General features: G+C 68.1%; 18 protein-coding genes, 2 tRNA genes and 1 pseudogene. 16 read left to right on the top strand and 5 right to left on the bottom strand.

Annotation, left to right across the window (positions count from 1 at the left end; genetic code table 11):
* Window positions 1-124: 124 nt before the first annotated feature.
* The 3 genes from rpmG to CLM62_RS01970 form a co-directional block, all read right to left on the bottom strand.
* The gene (rpmG, locus tag CLM62_RS01960; protein WP_003948671.1) at window positions 125-289 is read right to left on the bottom strand and encodes a 50S ribosomal protein L33; all 165 of its coding nucleotides are present in this window, start codon (window positions 287-289) and stop codon (window positions 125-127) included.
* An 87-nt stretch (window positions 290-376) separates the two neighbouring features.
* Window positions 377-449 (bottom strand) — tRNA-Met (locus tag CLM62_RS01965).
* Window positions 450-494: 45 nt separating this feature from the next.
* A tRNA-Thr gene (locus tag CLM62_RS01970) sits at window positions 495-567 on the bottom strand.
* Between the two features lie 234 nt (window positions 568-801).
* On the opposite strand from CLM62_RS01970, the gene CLM62_RS01975 reads away from it, so the two are divergent.
* The 3 genes from CLM62_RS01975 (at window position 802) to CLM62_RS01985 (ending at window position 3,265) form a co-directional block, all read left to right on the top strand.
* On the top strand, window positions 802-2,064 hold the full coding sequence (locus tag CLM62_RS01975; RefSeq protein WP_095748126.1) for an amidohydrolase family protein: 1,263 nt from the start codon (window positions 802-804) through the stop codon (window positions 2,062-2,064).
* Window positions 2,065-2,231: 167 nt separating this feature from the next.
* Complete coding sequence (locus CLM62_RS01980; protein WP_095748194.1) at window positions 2,232-2,888, top strand: SDR family oxidoreductase; 657 nt, start codon at window positions 2,232-2,234, stop codon at window positions 2,886-2,888.
* A 2-nt stretch (window positions 2,889-2,890) separates the two neighbouring features.
* On the top strand, window positions 2,891-3,265 hold the full coding sequence (locus CLM62_RS01985) for a nuclear transport factor 2 family protein (RefSeq protein ID WP_257003612.1): 375 nt from the start codon (window positions 2,891-2,893) through the stop codon (window positions 3,263-3,265).
* Between the two features lie 17 nt (window positions 3,266-3,282).
* Here the strand turns inward: CLM62_RS01985 and CLM62_RS01990 are convergent, their stop codons facing one another.
* On the bottom strand, window positions 3,283-3,495 hold the full coding sequence (locus tag CLM62_RS01990; protein ID WP_095748196.1) for a hypothetical protein: 213 nt from the start codon (window positions 3,493-3,495) through the stop codon (window positions 3,283-3,285).
* Between the two features lie 451 nt (window positions 3,496-3,946).
* On the opposite strand from CLM62_RS01990, the pseudogene CLM62_RS01995 reads away from it, so the two are divergent.
* The 3 genes and pseudogenes from CLM62_RS01995 to CLM62_RS02005 all read left to right on the top strand — a co-directional run.
* A pseudogene (locus CLM62_RS01995) lies at window positions 3,947-4,714 on the top strand (collagen binding domain-containing protein); the annotation flags it as partial.
* Between the two features lie 482 nt (window positions 4,715-5,196).
* A complete protein-coding gene (locus tag CLM62_RS02000; RefSeq protein ID WP_179381896.1) occupies window positions 5,197-7,209 on the top strand; it encodes a pentapeptide repeat-containing protein in 2,013 nt (670 codons plus the stop codon).
* 104 nt (window positions 7,210-7,313) lie between these two features.
* Window positions 7,314-8,102: an NUDIX domain-containing protein gene (locus tag CLM62_RS02005; protein ID WP_095748198.1), complete on the top strand. Its 789-nt coding sequence runs from the start codon at window positions 7,314-7,316 to the stop codon at window positions 8,100-8,102.
* On the opposite strand, the gene CLM62_RS02010 is transcribed toward CLM62_RS02005, so the two are convergent.
* Window positions 8,086-9,093 carry a regulator gene (locus tag CLM62_RS02010; RefSeq protein WP_095748127.1) on the bottom strand — a complete coding sequence of 336 codons (1,008 nt, stop codon included), beginning with the start codon at window positions 9,091-9,093 and terminating at the stop codon, window positions 8,086-8,088. The genes CLM62_RS02005 and CLM62_RS02010 overlap by 17 nt on opposite strands.
* Window positions 9,094-9,897: 804 nt before the next feature.
* On the opposite strand from CLM62_RS02010, the gene CLM62_RS02015 reads away from it, so the two are divergent.
* The 10 genes from CLM62_RS02015 to CLM62_RS02060 all read left to right on the top strand — a co-directional run bounded on the left by CLM62_RS02015 (window position 9,898) and on the right by CLM62_RS02060 (window position 16,551).
* Window positions 9,898-10,167 (top strand): DUF6284 family protein, encoded by a 270-nt coding sequence (locus tag CLM62_RS02015; protein ID WP_095748128.1) that lies wholly within the window; start codon window positions 9,898-9,900, stop codon window positions 10,165-10,167.
* The gene (locus CLM62_RS02020; protein ID WP_095748129.1) at window positions 10,164-10,610 is read left to right on the top strand and encodes a Pycsar system effector family protein; all 447 of its coding nucleotides are present in this window, start codon (window positions 10,164-10,166) and stop codon (window positions 10,608-10,610) included. Before CLM62_RS02015 ends, CLM62_RS02020 begins: the two co-directional genes overlap by 4 nt.
* Window positions 10,607-10,960 carry a hypothetical protein gene (locus CLM62_RS02025; protein WP_095748130.1) on the top strand — a complete coding sequence of 118 codons (354 nt, stop codon included), beginning with the start codon at window positions 10,607-10,609 and terminating at the stop codon, window positions 10,958-10,960. Before CLM62_RS02020 ends, CLM62_RS02025 begins: the two co-directional genes overlap by 4 nt.
* Complete coding sequence (locus CLM62_RS02030) at window positions 10,957-11,814, top strand: protein spdB (protein ID WP_095748131.1); 858 nt, start codon at window positions 10,957-10,959, stop codon at window positions 11,812-11,814. The genes CLM62_RS02025 and CLM62_RS02030 overlap by 4 nt, the downstream gene beginning before the upstream one ends.
* Entirely contained in the window at window positions 11,814-12,161 is a 348-nt protein-coding gene (locus CLM62_RS02035; RefSeq protein ID WP_095748132.1) for an RRQRL motif-containing zinc-binding protein, read from the top strand. The genes CLM62_RS02030 and CLM62_RS02035 overlap by 1 nt, the downstream gene beginning before the upstream one ends.
* 1 nt (window position 12,162) lies before the next feature.
* Window positions 12,163-12,480, top strand: coding sequence for a hypothetical protein (locus CLM62_RS02040; RefSeq protein WP_095748133.1), 318 nt, complete (start codon window positions 12,163-12,165; stop codon window positions 12,478-12,480).
* Between the two features lie 105 nt (window positions 12,481-12,585).
* A complete protein-coding gene (locus CLM62_RS02045) occupies window positions 12,586-14,703 on the top strand; it encodes an FtsK/SpoIIIE domain-containing protein (protein WP_095748134.1) in 2,118 nt (705 codons plus the stop codon).
* 191 nt (window positions 14,704-14,894) lie between these two features.
* A complete protein-coding gene (locus tag CLM62_RS02050; protein ID WP_095748135.1) occupies window positions 14,895-15,359 on the top strand; it encodes a hypothetical protein in 465 nt (154 codons plus the stop codon).
* A 12-nt stretch (window positions 15,360-15,371) separates the two neighbouring features.
* Complete coding sequence (locus CLM62_RS02055; protein ID WP_095748136.1) at window positions 15,372-15,554, top strand: hypothetical protein; 183 nt, start codon at window positions 15,372-15,374, stop codon at window positions 15,552-15,554.
* Between the two features lie 88 nt (window positions 15,555-15,642).
* Window positions 15,643-16,551 carry a bifunctional DNA primase/polymerase gene (locus CLM62_RS02060; RefSeq protein ID WP_095748137.1) on the top strand — a complete coding sequence of 303 codons (909 nt, stop codon included), beginning with the start codon at window positions 15,643-15,645 and terminating at the stop codon, window positions 16,549-16,551.
* The last annotated feature ends 90 nt before the right edge of the window (window positions 16,552-16,641 follow it).

The following is a 16,641-nucleotide window of genomic DNA, read 5'->3' on the forward strand; positions in this document are numbered from 1 at the left end:
CTCGGTACCTCCTGGATGTGTGCTGAGGTTGACCTGTAGTCGACCGGAACCGGTCGGTAACCGGGTATGAAACGACGTGAGGCCGCCCCCCGACTGCGGGGGCGGCCTCATGTACGAGCCTGTTTTATCGCGTCTCGCGGTGCGCGGTGTGCGCGTTGCAACGCGGGCAGTGCTTCTTCATCTCAAGACGGTCCGGGTTGTTACGCCGGTTCTTCTTGGTGATGTAGTTCCGCTCCTTGCACTCCACGCAGGCCAGCGTGATCTTCGGGCGGACGTCGGTGGCAGCCACGTGAGTGCTCCTTGACGAACGGATGGGACATTAACGCAGGAAAGAGTAGCCGATCGAAGGACCGACCCCACAATCGGCTACTGTGAGTAGCGGTGACCGGACTTGAACCGGTGACACAGCGATTATGAGCCGCTTGCTCTACCGACTGAGCTACACCGCTGTGATGCGATCGGTCCCGCCTCGCGACGGGAACCTCTCACACCAGAGCCCCAATACGGAATCGAACCGTAGACCTTCTCCTTACCATGGAGACGCTCTGCCGACTGAGCTATTGGGGCGAGCGATGAAGACATTACACGCTCGGCCGCCGTTCACCCAAATCCGTTTCGCGGCCTCCACCGGGCCTTGCGGCCCGGTCCTCCCATGAGCCACGGAGGCCTCTCCGGCAGGACGGACCACACCGGTACGACTATTGCGCTCCTCCGCGTCGCGAGCGTGTCGTCACCCTAGGCTCGGACTCACTCTGCGTGATCTTCCGTCCCCTCACGCAGCCCCCGAGCCCCTGGAACGCGATGCCCGACAGTCAGCCGCCGCCGTCCCACTCCTCGTCCCCGTCCTCGTCGGGCCCGGCCGACCCGGCCTCGCTGCTGCTGTGCGGGGCGCGGCTCACCGACGGCCGGACCGTGGACGTACGGCTGGGCGGCGGGCGCATCGAGGCGGTCGGGACGGCCGGGAGCCTCGCGGCGGACAGCACGCGCGCGTGCGGTGCGCGCGTGGACCTCAGCGGCTATCTGCTCCTGCCGGCTCCGGCCGAGCCGCACGCCCACGCCGACACCGCGCTGTCGGGCGAGGGTGAGGGACCGGTTTCGTACGACGTCCAGGACGTCCAGCGCCGGGCCACCGAGGCCGCTCTGCTGCAAGTGGGGCACGGGGCGACCGCGCTGCGGGCACACGTGCGCGTGGGGGACGTCCAGGGGCTCGGCGCGCTGGCCGCCGTACTGCAGGCGCGGCGGGCGCTGCGCGGGCTCACCGAGCTGGCGACGGTGGCGATGCCGAGGGTGCTGACCGGGGTGGCCGGGGCCGACAGTCTCGCGATGCTGCGGGACGCGGTGAAGATGGGCGCCTCCGTGGTGGGCGGTTGTCCGGATCTCGACCCCGATCCGACGGGCTACGTCCAGGCGGTCCTGGAGGTCGCCTCCGAGCACGGCTGCCCCGTCGACCTGCACACCGACGCCACCGACCCGGCGCGTCTGTCCCGTCTCGCCGCGATGGCGGGCGGGCTGCGCCCCGGGGTGACGCTCGCCCCGTGCGGCGGCCTGAGCCGGCTGCCCGCCGAGACGGCCGGCCGCACCGCCGACCAGCTCGCGGCAGCCGGAGTGGCGGTGGTATGCCTGCCGCAGGGCGGCTGCGGGGGCGTCGAGCGCCGGGGCACGGCGCCGGTACGACTGCTGCGCGCGGCCGGGGTGCGGGTGACCGCGGGCAGCGGCGCCCTGCGTGACGTGTCGAACCCGGTGGGGCGCGGCGATCCGCTGGAGGCGGCCTATCTGCTGGCGTCCCGCCACGGGCTGCGCCCCGAGGACGCGTACGACGCCGTGAGCACGTCGGCGCGGGCGGTGCTGGGCCTGCCGGAGGTGCGGGTGGAGGCGGGATTCCCGGCCGAGTTGCTGGCGGTGCGCGGCGACCGGCTGGCGGGGGCGCTGTCGCTGGCGTACAGCCGGATCGTGGTGCACCGGGGGCGCGTGGTGGCGCGGACGAGTGCGGTGCGGGAGTACTGCAACTCGGCCGCTACGGCGGAGTCGGGGTTGCCTCGGCAGGGGCGGGGAGAGGTGTCGTAGGGGCGGATGGGGCGCGCGCGGCTTGTTGCACGCGTACGCCGAGGGCGCGCATCTATCTGGGGCTCGGGCGCCCCGCGTACGCCCCCAACGTCTGTGAGCGCATGTGTCCCTGGGGCGTGGCCGAAGTCGTGCGGCGGATGCGGCCGTCCGGGCGTACGGTCGAAGGCATGCGCATTGTCATCGCTGGTGGTCATGGTCAGATCGCGCTGCGGCTGGAGCGGCTGCTCGCCGCGCGCGGGGACGAGGTCGCGGGGATCATCCGCCGCGCCGAACAGGGCGAGGATCTGCGGGAGGCCGGCGCCGAACCGGTTCTGCTGGACCTGGAGTCGGCCTCGGTCGAGGAGGTCGCGGCGCGGCTGCGGGGCGCCGACGCGGCGGTCTTCGCGGCGGGCGCGGGCCCGGGCAGCGGGGTGGCCCGCAAGGACACGGTGGACAAGGGTGCGGCGGTGCTGTTCGCGGACGCGGCGGTCCAGGCGGGCGTACGGCGCTTCGTGGTCGTGTCGTCGATGGGTGCTGATCCGGCGCACGAGGGCAGCGAGGTCTTCGACGTCTACCTGCGCGCCAAGGGCGAGGCCGACGCGTACGTGACCGGCCTGGACGCCCTGGACTGGACGATCCTGCGCCCCGGCGCGCTGACGGACGACGCCGGCACCGGCCTCGTACGCCTGGAGGCACACACGGGCCGCGGCCCGATTCCGCGCGACGACGTGGCCGCCGTACTCGCGGAGTTGCTGGACACTCCGGCGACGGCCGGCCTGACCCTGGAGCTGGTCGCCGGGAAGACGCCGGTGTCGGTGGCGGTCAAGTCGGTGGCGGGGAACTGAGGATGGGCGCCGAGGGGGTCCCGGCCGCGCGGGAGGCGCTGCTGCGGCGGATGTACGAGGTCTTCTCCACCGACGAGCGGGACGCCTTCGTCCCGCACTGCCTGTCCCCGGAGGTGGACTGGCCGAACATGCTGGACGGGGTCCGGGCGCACGGCCGCGAGGCGGTACGCGCGTACTGGGCACGGCAGTTCGCGGCCGGGCATCCCCTCGTACGTCTGGAGGGGCTGCGGCTCGACGGGGACGGCGAGGCGGTGGTGGCGACCGTACGGACCGGGATGCGGGACGCGTCGGGCGAGCGGTGGGGGGAGGAGACCGTCGAGCACGTGTACCGGTTCGGCGGGGACGGGTTGGTGACGCGGATGGACGTAAGGCCTTAGGGGCTGGCTGGGGCGGCCTAGAACAGCGGCAACTGTCCGGGGAATTCGGGGACGACGTACCCGTCCAACGACGGCTGGGCCGCCCCGAGTTCCGCCAGTGTCCGGGATCCGGGGCACGAGACGAGTTGCCCGCTCTCGCGTGCGCCGGGCGGGTCGTGCCGCGCGAAGCGGCCGGCGACGACGGCGATCTCGCGACGGCATTCGGGGCAGTGTCTGCGGCGCGTGGACATGAGGTCAGTGTGCCCCGGCGGGCGCATGGCTCCCCTCACCTCCGGCTCTTCATGGGGCGGTCACAGAATCCGACCATACTTGCTTAAGTCAATCAACTGACAGACTGGGGGTGTCGCGCTGTCACCCACGCCCACACGGAGGCTCGACCCATGTCCCATGCTCTTCCCCGACCCGTCGACGACACAGAGGCGGCACCACGGCCCGGTGTCGTCGTGGCGGTACTGGCCTTCGGCGGGGGATGTGGCCGGGGAGCCGTTGCCGGTGGGTGCAGTTGGCGGGGGTGCGGTCGGTGTGGGTGCGGTGGGTGCGGTCGGTGTGGGTGCGGAGGGCCCGACGGTCGCGACCGCGCATGCGGACGCCGTCGCTGCGGAGCCGGAGCCGACGCGTCGGCTCGCACCCGCTCTCACCTCGCCGGTCAAGGACGACGGCGGCGTTGAGGGCGGCTCCGTCGCCGGCGGGATCCCGGTGAGCGGGCACGTCCTGGGCGCCGAGCGCGCCGCGGTGGCCGGCGCCGCGGTGACGTTGATCTCCCTGGGCGGGAGGCAACTGGGCCGGTCGGTCTCGGGCGGCGACGGCACATACGGCGTGGACGCGCCCGCTGCCGGTTCGTACGTCCTGATCGCCTCCGCCGACGGCTACCAGCCACAGGCCTCGACGATCGTCGTCGCCGGAGATGCGCCGGTGTCGTACGACGTCCTGCTGAGCGGCACCAGCGGCCTGGCCGGTGTGGTGCTGTCCGCCGACAGCGGGGCTCCGGTCGCGGAGGCCGTGGTCATCGTGACCGACGTCCGCGGGGACGTGCTGGCCACCGGAGGCACGGACGTCCTGGGCGAGTTCACCATCACCGACCTGGTGCCGGGGACGGTGACCCTGGCGGTCAACTCCCCCAAGCACCGGCCGCTGGCCCTGCCCGTCGTGATCCCGGGCACCGGGATCACGCGCAGCGAGGTCGAACTGCGGCCCGGCGCCCATATGCGGGGCACGGTCCGCGGAGCGGGCAGCCCGCTGGGAGACGCGCTGGTGACGCTGGTGGACGCCGCGGGCAACGTGGTCGCCACGACCACGACCGACCTCGACGGCGCGTACGCCTTCTCCGACCTGGACGGCGGCGCGTACACGGTCATCGCGACCGGCTACCCGCCCCAGGCGGCCACGGTGACCGTCTCCGGCAGCGGCCTGGACGACCACGACATCGAACTGGCTCACGTCGGCGAGTAGTTCGCGGCCGCACACATGAAGAAACCCCCTTCGCCCTGCGTTTCCGCAGATCGGAGGGGGTATCTCACAGAGTGGCGGCGCCAGGATTCGAACCTGGGAAGGCTGAGCCGGCAGATTTACAGTCCCCCGAGTAACGTACGGCTTCCCTGGCAGTGACCTGCATGTTTCATTACTCGGGACAGTCTGGGCCCAAGAGCCGTCCACACACCGTCCACGTGGCCGCAACCAGAGGCCCCCGCTGTGGTGTCACAACCGGTATGTCAACCCCTCGTAGACCCCGCCGACAGCGCTGGCCCATGTGTGACCACGGAAGAGAATTCTCGCTGCCCGCAAGCCACCGTAACAACTGCTCGGGCCGGGTCATTGAGCCATTCAACCAATGCTTGGCACACCTAACCGGCGACCAGCAAGACTCCTATTTTTCTCAACTGACTCCCGGAAGCTCCGTTGATCACCGGGGCACCGAATTCACACAGGACCTATTGACCCGCTTGCTGGATGCCTTGCGTGAATCAAGTGACGGCAACATTCGACTGGGTGAGTGCAACTTCGGTTGGGCAATTTTCCAGAGTCCCGCAAATTTTGACAATTGCACATTCAATGGGGTGACTCGCTTCCATTCGGCAACTTTCCACAAAGACGCCACATTCGAAGGTTCACGATTTAACTCTGAAGTCAATTTTTCTGAAGCCACGTTCTCGCTCGCTGCAATGTTCGAGGCAACGACGTTCAATGACGCAGGGGTTTTCTATTCAACTCAATTCGAAGGCGAAGCTCGATTTGCACGAGCGGTATTTTTCGGACCATGCAGTTTCACCAAGGCAAAACTCCTTGGAGATGCCGATCTCTCAGCCGCCTCATTCATGGGGCCATCCAGCTTCCTAGAAGCAGAATTCGCCAAAAAGGCACGCTTCATCTCGGCGACATTCGAGAGCGAGGCCAGCTTTGATAAATCATCCTTTCTGGAGGTTTGCAATTTCTCCAAATGTACTTTCAAGAGGAATACGCGATTCATTTCCGCCAGTTTCGATGACCGAGCCAACTTCTCAGGGTCACGTTTCGAATGGAACGCACTATTCCAGCGAACCAGGTTCTCAAAAGGCGCGAATTTTGGTACAGCAACATTCGAAGAAGAGGCAGACTTCTCGTCGGCCAAATTTACTCGTGCCGCCGCCTTCGGTTCAGCTAATTTTACGGGCACAGCAAGGTTCGACTCTACTATCTTCGATGGTGAGGCGTATTTCCCATCAGCTCATTTTGCCAACGATGCCCGATTTCCTTCGGCTTCCTTCCACCGGAAAGCCGTATTCCATAACGTCAGATTCTCTACTGTCGCACATTTCGGGCTAACGACCTTCCGAAAGGACGTGAATTTCGCCGGGGCAATCTTTGAACGCACAAGGCGACTGGGGCCTCTTGTATGTGATGAGCTGGTACTCACTGGTGCAGAATTCCACAGCCCAGCCACGTTGGAGTTCTCAGCGAAAAAGTCCTTCTTTCGTAGAACTCATTGGCGCAGTACGGCCGCGCTTAGGGTGAGATGCGCATCTGTTGATTTCACGGATGTAGTCTTCGAAGGCCCTGTAACGGTCACCCATGCCGAGCAACGCTTCGCATCACCAGACGGTACGTACCTAAACGAGAGCATCCTGGGTACAGTAACGGATGAAGTTCGAATTGTTTCCCTCCAAGGCGTCGACGTGGCGCATCTCCTGATTTCCAATATTGACCTCTCTGAGTGCATCTTCACAGGATCCATTCACCTGGATCAACTTCGCCTAGAGGGAACATGCAGATTCGCTGAAGTTCCGTCCGGCATTCGTCGTTCTAGCATGATCCCAATTGTGTGGACTCCGCGCCGCGTGCTCGCAGAGGAAAACCACTGGCGGGCCGCGAGGCACACAAACCCGGGAGGATGGACACCGGCTCCCGCTGGGATATCGCAATCGACCCCGGGTGCGATATCAGCAGTTTACCGACAGCTGCGTAAGTCGTTTGAGGACGGAAAAAATGAGCCAGACGCAGCGGACTTCTATTACGGCGAAATGGAAATGCGGCGCAATGACCGGCAACGCCCACGGGCTGAAAGAGGCATCCTGACCGCGTACTGGATCCTTTCTGGCTACGGTCTCAGGGCTGCCAGGGCTCTTACTTGGCTTTTCATCGCCATGGTCCTAACTTTGTTCTCCCTGATTCTTTGGGGGCTTCCTGCAACAGGCTTGGCACCCGTTTCAAGCGGAACCGTTCAGAACGAAAAAATTACATTCTCCACACGCACGCCTATTCCAGCCGGGCCACAAGGGTCATTGACTGATCGAATCACGTCTACACGACTCGAAAAAGGCATGAGAGTTGTTATGAATTCGGTAGTCTTCAGATCTTCCAATCAAACCTTGACAACCTCCGGATCCTATATTGAAATGGCGGCAAGAACTGTCGAACCGATATTGCTTGGTCTGGCAATACTGGCTATCCGCGGCCGAATCAAAAGGTAAGGACGCTCGGGTGCATGCTGACCACGCTGTGGGGGCATCACCTGCTGCGTACCATCGCCCGCTACGCTGGTACGCACCACGGCAGAACGGAGAGTGCTCCGCGGATGGGCCCGAAGACAACCAAGGTGTACGAGACGCTTCGCGAACGGCTCGCCTCAGGTGAGTACGCCCCTGGTGACAAGTTCCCTTCGGAACGCACCCTGACCGAGGAACTCGGCATTGGCCGGACAGCCCTTCGGCAGGTGCTTGCCCGACTCGTGTCCGAGGGGGCGCTGGAGGTCCGGGGGCGGAGTTCCTACCGCGTACCGCGCCCGGTGAGCGTGAGGACTCCCGAGGGTTTGGAGCCGTGGCGCATCCACGGTGAACGCGACCTCTACGACAACCAATGGGTCAAGCTCCAGCTCTGGGACGTCGAGCCGCCTGGTGTCGAGCGGTTCGAGCATCACGTGGTGCGGCTGCACCACGTCGCCATCACGGCAGTGCTGGACGATCAAGACCGCGTACTCATGATGTGGCGGTACCGCTTCGTCCCGCAGCAATTCGGCTGGGAGCTGCCCGGTGGCATCGTGGATGAAGGAGAGGACCCGGCGGACACGGCGCTTCGGGAGGTTGTGGAGGAGACGGGTTGGCGCCCGAAGTCGCTGGAACACGTCGTCACCTATCAGCCCATGGTCGGCATGGTCGACTCGCCTCACGAGATCTTCGTGGGCCACGGAGCCGAACAGGTTGGTTCGCCAACGGACCTGGAAGAGGCAGGACACATCGAGTGGGTGCCGCTGGCCGACATTCCCGGGCTGATGGCTCGCGGTGAGCTGATGGGCTCCGGCACCCTCGTGGCCCTGCTCCACATCCTGGCGAGCCGCGGCAAGCCGGGGCTTACAGCCGCGCACTGAGCAGGTCGACACGGCGGCGCTGCCGCACCGAACCGGTGCGGCTCGCCAACAGCCGCGCCTGCCTGAGGTGGGTGTTCGCATCGTCGTACTCGGCTCGCGCCAAGTGAGCCTGTACGAGGTCAGCGTGAAGTCCCGCCTGCGCTCGGACAAAGGATGGGTCCATCACGTCCAGGGCTTCGTACAGGCTGGTCACCGCCTCGTCGTCGCCCAGCAGAGCAAGGACGTTGCCGCGCCATCGAGCCAGGTGGGCTCCGTTGAGGAAGATGCTCAGCATGTCCGGGTCTCGGTCATCGGAGCCGGGTGGAATGGTCGCCATGGCCGCATCGAGCGCCCGTCGGCAGCCATCAGGCATTCCGGCATGGGCGCACAACTCAGCTTCAGCGGCGTATAGCCATGCTCGGAGACGCGGAGATCCGGCCTGGCCAAGGATGCGTTGCGCATCGCGAACCAGGTCGACGCCGAGAGACGGCCGGCCAGCCTCGCACAGTACGTACGCCTGCTCTGCCATCGCGTGCGCGAGGTACATCGGAGCCTCAGCGTCGCGCGCTGCCCGCTTCGCAAGTTCGTAATGCCGCCAGGCACGTTCGACCGCTCCCGAGTCGATTGCCTGCCACGCGGCAAGGGTCGACGCCCCCGCCAGGGCAAGCGCCACAGGGCGGCGCGTACCCGGCAACACCGCGAAGTTCAGCGCGTCTTCGAGGCGTGCGAGATGCCCTGTCATCTGGTCCACAAGACCCGAAGCGCCCAACTGCCGGTCCATGGTGCGCAGTAGCTCGGTCTGGTCATTGAACGTCTTCACCATGGATTCGCTGACGCTGCTGGCTGAATCGATCCTGTTCAACAGTTCGTCGTACCCGTCGGCCATCGACGGAGCAACCGCGAGCGGGCCGCCCCGCAACTCTGCGTCCGTGACGCCGAGAAGCTGCCGCAGGATTGCCGCGTAGCGGTCCGAGATCGTGCGCTTGCCGTTCTCCCACTCGGACACGTACACCCGCAAACTCGCGGTTGAAGCAACGTCGGTGACGTGCCGTCGGGCGTACTGCTCGATCTCGCGAACCAGTCGCTCCTGAGACCAGCCGCGCGCCGTTCGCGCACTCCGAAGTCCTGTGCTCACAGGCCACCGTCCGGCGATAGGTCCACACACTGACCTTCCCAGCATGCCTTACATAGCCGCAGGTCAACAGGGGTTAACAGGACGGGAGTTAAGTCCTGTTGGCTACCGGGTCCCCCCTCTCAACCGGTCTTCTGGAGATGCACCGAGGCGGGCAATCGCCACTCGAACCGGCGAAGAGCCTTGACTCTGGTGCGCACCAGATGCGACTCTTCTGGTGCGCACCAGATTACGGATCGCTTCCGATTCGCTGTGCGCAAAGCAGAGGGCGGGGACGCTGCAATCCCGCTAAAGGCCAGGGGACAGGGCTTCGGCCCGACTGGCGAGGTGGCCCGGTGACCGCGAGCAACGGCCGGAGGGTGGGGACACAGGTCCCCCTTGCAGCACCGTCCCGTTCCCTTCGACCGACAGGAGTTCCGATGCGTCAACGACCTTGTTGGGCACCGCCGTGACGGACCGGCCGGCGGTGTCAGTGCGGTTCTTCGGTCCGCCCCCTTCCTGGCATCGCAGCGAGTAGCGCTGCGGCCGGTTGCCTCCTCCGCCCGACCGTTCCGCGCACCGCGCGGAGCGTACGGGCGGGGTAGCAGGGAGCCGGATGTTCCGACTTCAACGGCGCGCGGCCCCGGGTGGCTAGGCCCGGGGCCGCTGTTCGGGCCGTTCCCCTGCGAAAGGAACCACGACCCAATGAGCCACATCGTCACTGTTCAGGACGCTGTTACCGCGTTCGCTGACTGGATCGAACCGACCGATGCAGAGCTGGACGCGATCGGGCAGGAGATGCCCGCCATTCTGGCGGAGGTCGACCTGTTGGACGCGCAGATCATGACCCTTGACCGCACGCCGACCGAGCTGGACGCCCGTCGCATTCGCCGGGCCCGCCGCCGGGTGCTCGCCGCCCGGCGGGACATGGTCAACCGCACGGCGGACACGAGCCTGCCGGGGGGCGCCGCATGAGCGCCACCGACCGGAACCTGACCGCCGCGCACGCCGAGGTCAAGGCGGAGATCACCCGGACCGACACCAAGACGGCGTTGCTGCTGGCGTTCGTCGGCGCGGTCCTCGCCGGATCGTGGACGGTCGCCCGTGACCTGCCGCTGAGCCTGCCCGCCTACATCGCGGGCGGCCTCGGTCTGGCCCTGCTGGTCGCTGCGGCCGGTCTGCTGCTGCGCTCAGTGCGGCCGAACCTGAGCGGCCGGCACGGCTTCCCGCTGTGGGCCACACTCACCCCGCAGGAGATCAACGAGGCTGTCTCCGGGGACCTGGCCGCCGATATCGCCGGACTCTCCCGGCTGGCCGTGGCCAAGTTCACCTGCCTGCGCCGCGCGGTCGACCTGACCTGCGCCGGCGGGGCGCTGCTCATCCTCGCCGCCCTGCTCACGGCGGGGGGTGCGGCATGACGGACGCCCTGACGCTGGACGAACTGGCCGTACCGCTGCGGGCACTGCGGCTGCTCGCTCTCGACTTCCCGCACCTGCCCGCGCCCCACGTACACCTGTCGACCGTCTTCGTCGAGCGGCTGGAGCTGTCGCTGCACGACGTTGCCCGCACGGGAGACAGCTTCGCCGCGTTCGAGGCATGGCGTGCCGCACTCGGCATCGCCCCGGACACGGTCACCTTCCACGTACAGGCCGACGGCCGCACGCAGGTGCTGCGCGCTGAATGCCGGTTCGGTGGAGCGGAAGTGGGGCTCATCGCCTACGCGACCGCCCCGCAGACGGCAGCCGACCGGACGGGAGGCACGGCATGAACGCCAAGACCGTTCTGCCCGCCGTCGCGATGACGGCCGTGTCCATGGTCCTCACCCTGGCCGTGGTCGTGATGTGGCTGGGCACGGCCGTGCCGTGGCCCGTCGCCGTGGTCGTCGGCCTCGGGATCGACGGCGGTTGGCTGGCCACCCTCGCATACGAACGCCGTCTGGCCGCGCAGGGCGACCACAACCGGACGGTGACCGGTGTGGGCTGGTTCTTCGGCCTGGTCGCAACCGGCGTCCTGGTCGCGCACGCGCTGACCGAGGAGTCCGCCGGTGCATGGCTGGCGGTGGCATGGCTGCCCCTGGCTGCTAAGGCTCTGTGGCTCGTGCACGGGCTGTGGGAGCGCACCGCGCTCACTGCGACGGCGCTCGGGGCGATCCGGGGTATCCAGCAAGAGGCCCGCGACGAGGCGGCCGTTGCCCGTGCCCGGCTGAGGGCCGAAGCCGCGACCGAGGAGACACGGCTGACGGCCGTGACGGAAGCCGGGGCCCGCGTCGCACGCGTCCAGGCCAAGACCGCCGCCACCCTCGCCGGAGCGTGGTCGACGCTGGAGACGGCACGGGGCGGCGAGGACACCGGACGCGCGCTGACCAGCGTGACGAATCGCGTCACGCCCGGCGTCACACCCCGCTGGGAGCTCCCCGTGTGGGGTCCCATCGAGCCGGTTGCCGCGCTGTCGCTGGAAGCCGGGCCCGCACTCACCGATGAGGCACTGGACGCGCTGGTCGACGAGATCCGGCACAGCCACGTACCGGCCCTGTCCTACCGGGAGATGGCCGCTCGCTTCCGTGCGGCCGGTCACTCCGCTTCTGAGGTCCGGTTGCGGGCCTCGTGGAAGCGCGTGGCGTGATGGCCACGCTGCCGGTGTTCCGGTGGCGCCTGGCCCCGGACGGATACGCCACCCGCCGCCAACTGCGGGCGCGCGACCTGCGCCCCGGCGGTCAGGACGTGGCCGCTCAACTCGAACGGCCGCGCCGCCGCCGTGGGCCGCTGGTCGCCTACCTCTACCGAATCGACCTCGCCAAACCGGTGCGCCCAATGACGCCCGGCATGTGGCGCGCGCACGAAGCGATGATGCGCGCCCGCCGCACCTGCCCCGAGTGCCGCACGGATGCCGGATACGTCATCCCGCCCTCGCTCGGCATGTGCGTGACCTGCGCCTACCCCGACCCGCACGCATCCGAAGGGAGCACCTGAGATGGGCAACCCCGACATCCGCCGTCTGGACCGCGCGATCAGGCAGACCACGAAGAAGCTGGAAGCCGTGCGACGGGGCGAGTGGTGGCCGCTGACCAGCCGTGAACGGCTCGCGATGACCCGTGCGATGGCCAGTGGCGCCCGCAGCGTCCACCGGGGCCGCAGCACGACCGGCGCCGAGGACCGGATGGACTCCATCGGCTCCGCCGCCGAGATGCGGCTGAACGCGGAGCTGACCGCCCTGCACGGCGAGCGTCAGCGCCTGATCACCGAGGCCGCGCGCGCCAAGGCCGAACGGAAGTCTTCCCGCTGGTTCTGACCAGCCGCAACACCCGGGGTGGCCGCCCCTGCCACGGACACGGCCACCCCGGCTCTCCCTCAACTCCCGCCCCGCAACCGCGGGGCCAGTCAGGAGACCTTCAGCATGACTGACAACGTCGTAAGCCTCCACAAGTCCACCGACGCTCCGGCGACCGAGACGGCCCCCACGGTGCTGACCGTGGTCCCCGACCCCTCACCCGCTCCGAACCCGCCGCTGTGGGTGCGCTCCGGGTGCGCGGTCAAGCACGCTGTCACCCACGACAGCACCAAGACCGTGGTTCGCGCGGCCGCCCGCCACGGCCTCTACACGGTCAACGGCGGGCGGATCGTGGCCCGCCGGACCTGGGACGGCCGTACCGGGTCCCGCTATGAGCGGATGATCCGGGCGGCCGAAGCGGCGGGGAACCTGGAAGCGGCAGAGGAGTGGGAGGAGCGGTTGCAGCGCTTCCGCGCCGCCCGCCATCACCGCCGCATGGACCTCTTGCACTCGCCCGTGGAGGCCGCCAAGGGCGTGGCCGTAGGCGCCGGGATGAGCGTCGGTGTCCTGGTCGCGCTCGGGGTCGTGATGGCCATCAATACGGGCCACGTCGGCGATGTCATCACCCCGCTGTCGGCGACCATCGACTTCATCGCCCTGCTGATCCGGATCGTGCAAATCGTGTGGGGCCCGGCGCTCACGATCGGCCCGTTCCTCGCCCTGCTCGCCCTGTGGTCCGTCGGCCGCAAGCAGCAGGCCGCCCCGGACTGGGCACTCCCGGCGAACGTCCGCAACGGCGAGGGTGAGCCGATCACGCCGTCCATCGTGGTCAAGGCCCTGCGCGACCTCGGAGTCCCCGCCCTGGCGCGAGCCATCAAGGAGATGGGCGACGCCGGCGCCTCCATGCTCGGACCGATCACCATCGCCGGATGCGGTGTCGAGGTCGACGTGACCCTTCCCTCCGGGGTGTCCACCAACGAGGTCCAGAACAAGCGCCGCAAGCTCGCCGAGAACCTGACCCGGCACGAGCACGAGGTGTTCATCACCATCCCGACCGCCGCGCGGACGGTGCGGCTGTGGATCGCGGACTCGGGTGCCCTGGACGAGCCGATCGGCCCGTCCCCGCTGGTCACCGACGACACGATGACCGCCGACTACACCAAGGGCAGGGCCCCCTGGGGTCAGGACCTGCGCGGGGACGCTGCCGCGCTGAGCCTGTACCAGCGCCACCTGCTCATCACGGGTCTGTCGAACCAGGGCAAGACCGTGGCCCTGCGCTCTTTGGCCCTGTGGCTGTCGCTGGACAAGTCGGTGCAGTTCCTCATGGGTGACCTCAAGGGCGTGGGCGACTGGGCCATGTTTGATGGGCTGGCCACGACCCTGATCCAGGGGCCGACGGATGAGCACGTGATCCAGGTGACCGAGATGGTTGAGGGCGCGGTGGACGAGATGAACCGCCGTATCCAGGCGCCGCCCGGCACCGTGTTCCCGCCGCTGATCGTGCTGGTCGACGAAGCGCAGGTGGCGTTCATGTGCCCGGCCAAGGATGAGGACAAGCGCCCCTATGGCGGTTCCAAGGCCAACTCCCGGTACTTCATGGCCGTCCGGAAGATCCACAACCAGGGGCGGGCCGTGAACGTGCTGATGTGGCAGGGCACCCAGGACCCGACCAACGAGAACCTTCCCAAGCTGGTCCGCGAGGGCGCCCACACCCGCGCATCCCTCGCCCTGGGCACCGAGTCGCAGGCCCGCATGGCCCTGGGAGACAAGGCCGTCGACGGGGGCGCCGCTCCGAACCTGCTGCGTCCGGGTCTGGACCGGGGAACCCTGGTCGTCGCCTCCGACGGCATCACCATCCCGGCCGGACAGTCGTCCATCACGGTTCGCACGCACTACATCGACGACGACGCCGCCGAGGCCATCACCGACCGGGCCAAGGCCCTGCGCGACGGCGTCACGACGCTGCACGCCATCGAGCGGGGCGAGGAACACGATCCGCTCGCCGACATCGCCGCCGTCGTCGGCGACGCGCCCCGCGTGCGGACGAAGGACGTGCTGGCGCGGCTCGCGACGCGGAACGCGGACGCCTACGGCGGCTGGTCGTTCATCGACCTCAAGCGCGTCCTGGACGACGCCGGAGCCGAGCCCTACAAGTCCGACGGCGTGATGGTCGTCGCCCGTGACCGGGTTGCCCGCGCCCTCGCCGACCGCAACCACGAGGGTTCCGCTTCCGCCGACGGATGACAGGGAGCGCGCCGCCGACGGGTCAGGGAGGCAGGGAGAACTCCCTGCCCCGCCTCCCTGGCTCTGACCTGCACAAATGATCGTTCAGGGAGTCAGGGAGGCACGCAGGTCAGACCCCTGAAACCCCCTCCACAACGCCCCCTCAAGGGGGTGTCTCCGCCTCCCTGACCAACGTTCGGAAGGGATTCCGCATGTACCCCGACCACCCGCACCAAGCCCCCGTACAGCGGGCCGTGGAGGTCCACCAGCCCACCCCGCTCCCGCCCGCCGTCACCCACCCGGCGCCGGTCGTACCGGTACAGCCGAACAGCGTTCCGGCGGTAGCGAGCATCGTCCTGCCCGACGGCCGCGTCGTCACCGGCTACGCCATCGAGCCCGCTCGCCCGGAACCGGTCGCGGTCAAACCGGCCGTCTCGCGCACGGCCGTGAACGTCGCCCTCGGGGGCGTCGGCTTCCTCGCCGTGTGCGGCGGGCTGCTGCTGCTCACCTCGTTCATCGCCGCGCTCACCGCGTTCATCACCCAGCTCATCATCCTGGCCGCCGTCATCTTCGGCGGATGGATCGCCGTGCAGATCTTCAGCGCGAGCGGCCACCAGGGCGGCACCACCGTGAACATCCGAAAGGCCACGTTCAAGCGCAACCACTTCCACAGCTGAGAAGGAGCCGATATGCCCACGCCCGCCGTCAGCAAGTTCGCCGAGACCGCCGCCTTGTACGCCGTCCTCTGCGAGGACGACACGGAGGCCCGCCGCATCGTGCTCGACATGTTCCCTGGCGAGCGCGCCAAGTTCGCCGAGCAGCTCGACACGCTCCGCGCGATGCTCACCGACCGCTTCGGCCACGACCTGTAGCTACGCCAAGGGCGGCCCCCACATCTCGCCAAAGACCCGGGGCCGCCCTTGCCAACCAGCGCCCTTCAAGGAACTGGAGACAACCAGCATGACCCATGACCCCCGTTCCGCGCTGCTCCATGCGGCACTGGACGCCGCCGAACGCGGATGGCACGTCTTCCCCCTGCGCCCCGGCACCAAGCGGCCCGCCCTGCACGGCGAGACCGCCTGCCCCCACACCGGCCCCTGCACGACTGGGCACCAGAAGTGGGAACAGCGCGCCACCACCGACCCCGACCGCATCCGCGCCGCCTGGTCCCACACGCCGTTCAACATCGGTATCGCCACCGGCCCCTCCGGGCTGGTCGTCATCGACCTCGACATGCCCAAGGACAAGGGCACTTCGGACGCGCCTAGCGGCGCGACGACCTTCAAGGCGCTCTGCGAGCGCGCCGGGCACGCCGTCCCCGACACCTACCGCACCCGGACCGCGAGCGGTGGTGAGCACCTGTACTTCACCGCCCCGGACGGCATCCGGCTGTCCAACACGGCAGGAACCATCGGGGAGTTGGTCGACACCCGCGCGTGGGGCGGCTACGTCGTCGCGGCGGGCAGCACCATCCCCACCGGACGGTACGAAGCCCTGTGCGGCTCTGTGGCGGCCCCTCTGCCCGGCTGGCTGCAAACCATCCTGCAACCCGCCCCCAAGCCCACACACGCCCGCTCCGTGCCCGTCAGCACCCATGCCCCGGCATACGCCGCCGCCGCACTGCGCAACGAGGTGAACAACGTCGCCACCGCCACCGACGGCACCCGCAACACGACCTTGCTGCGGGCCGCCCGCGCTCTGGGACGGCTGATCGCCTCTGGCGACCTCCACCGCACAGAGGTTGAGGATGCTCTTAGTAGGGCGGCAGCGGCCAACGCCACACAGTCGCAGCACTACTACGACGACGTGATCAGCCGTGGGCTGGGCTGGTCCATCGCCAACAACCGCGGGAAGGGGCGTGCGGCATGACCCCCCGCCCGCATCCCCCCACTAAGAGCATTCCCAGCACCTCGCCCGACCCGCGCGCCGCCGAACCAGCCGCGGCTCTGGCGGCCGTGG

Source organism: Streptomyces sp. SA15 (assembly GCF_002291145.1).
GTDB lineage: Bacteria > Actinomycetota > Actinomycetes > Streptomycetales > Streptomycetaceae > Streptomyces.

Bases quoted from the DNA above. Each gene is read 5' to 3' on its own strand.
- CLM62_RS01975 (WP_095748126.1), top strand. From the start codon at position 802: ATGCCCGACAGTCAGCCGCCGCCGTCCCACTCCTCGTCCCCGTCCTCG.
- CLM62_RS01980 (WP_095748194.1), top strand. From the start codon at position 2,232: ATGCGCATTGTCATCGCTGGTGGTCATGGTCAGATCGCGCTGCGGCTG.
- CLM62_RS01985 (WP_257003612.1), top strand. From the start codon at position 2,891: ATGGGCGCCGAGGGGGTCCCGGCCGCGCGGGAGGCGCTGCTGCGGCGG.
- CLM62_RS01990 (WP_095748196.1), bottom strand. From the start codon at position 3,495: ATGTCCACGCGCCGCAGACACTGCCCCGAATGCCGTCGCGAGATCGCC.
- CLM62_RS02005 (WP_095748198.1), top strand. From the start codon at position 7,314: ATGGGCCCGAAGACAACCAAGGTGTACGAGACGCTTCGCGAACGGCTC.
- CLM62_RS02015 (WP_095748128.1), top strand. From the start codon at position 9,898: ATGAGCCACATCGTCACTGTTCAGGACGCTGTTACCGCGTTCGCTGAC.
- CLM62_RS02020 (WP_095748129.1), top strand. From the start codon at position 10,164: ATGAGCGCCACCGACCGGAACCTGACCGCCGCGCACGCCGAGGTCAAG.
- CLM62_RS02025 (WP_095748130.1), top strand. From the start codon at position 10,607: ATGACGGACGCCCTGACGCTGGACGAACTGGCCGTACCGCTGCGGGCA.
- CLM62_RS02030 (WP_095748131.1), top strand. From the start codon at position 10,957: ATGAACGCCAAGACCGTTCTGCCCGCCGTCGCGATGACGGCCGTGTCC.
- CLM62_RS02035 (WP_095748132.1), top strand. From the start codon at position 11,814: ATGGCCACGCTGCCGGTGTTCCGGTGGCGCCTGGCCCCGGACGGATAC.
- CLM62_RS02040 (WP_095748133.1), top strand. From the start codon at position 12,163: ATGGGCAACCCCGACATCCGCCGTCTGGACCGCGCGATCAGGCAGACC.
- CLM62_RS02045 (WP_095748134.1), top strand. From the start codon at position 12,586: ATGACTGACAACGTCGTAAGCCTCCACAAGTCCACCGACGCTCCGGCG.
- CLM62_RS02050 (WP_095748135.1), top strand. From the start codon at position 14,895: ATGTACCCCGACCACCCGCACCAAGCCCCCGTACAGCGGGCCGTGGAG.
- CLM62_RS02055 (WP_095748136.1), top strand. From the start codon at position 15,372: ATGCCCACGCCCGCCGTCAGCAAGTTCGCCGAGACCGCCGCCTTGTAC.
- CLM62_RS02060 (WP_095748137.1), top strand. From the start codon at position 15,643: ATGACCCATGACCCCCGTTCCGCGCTGCTCCATGCGGCACTGGACGCC.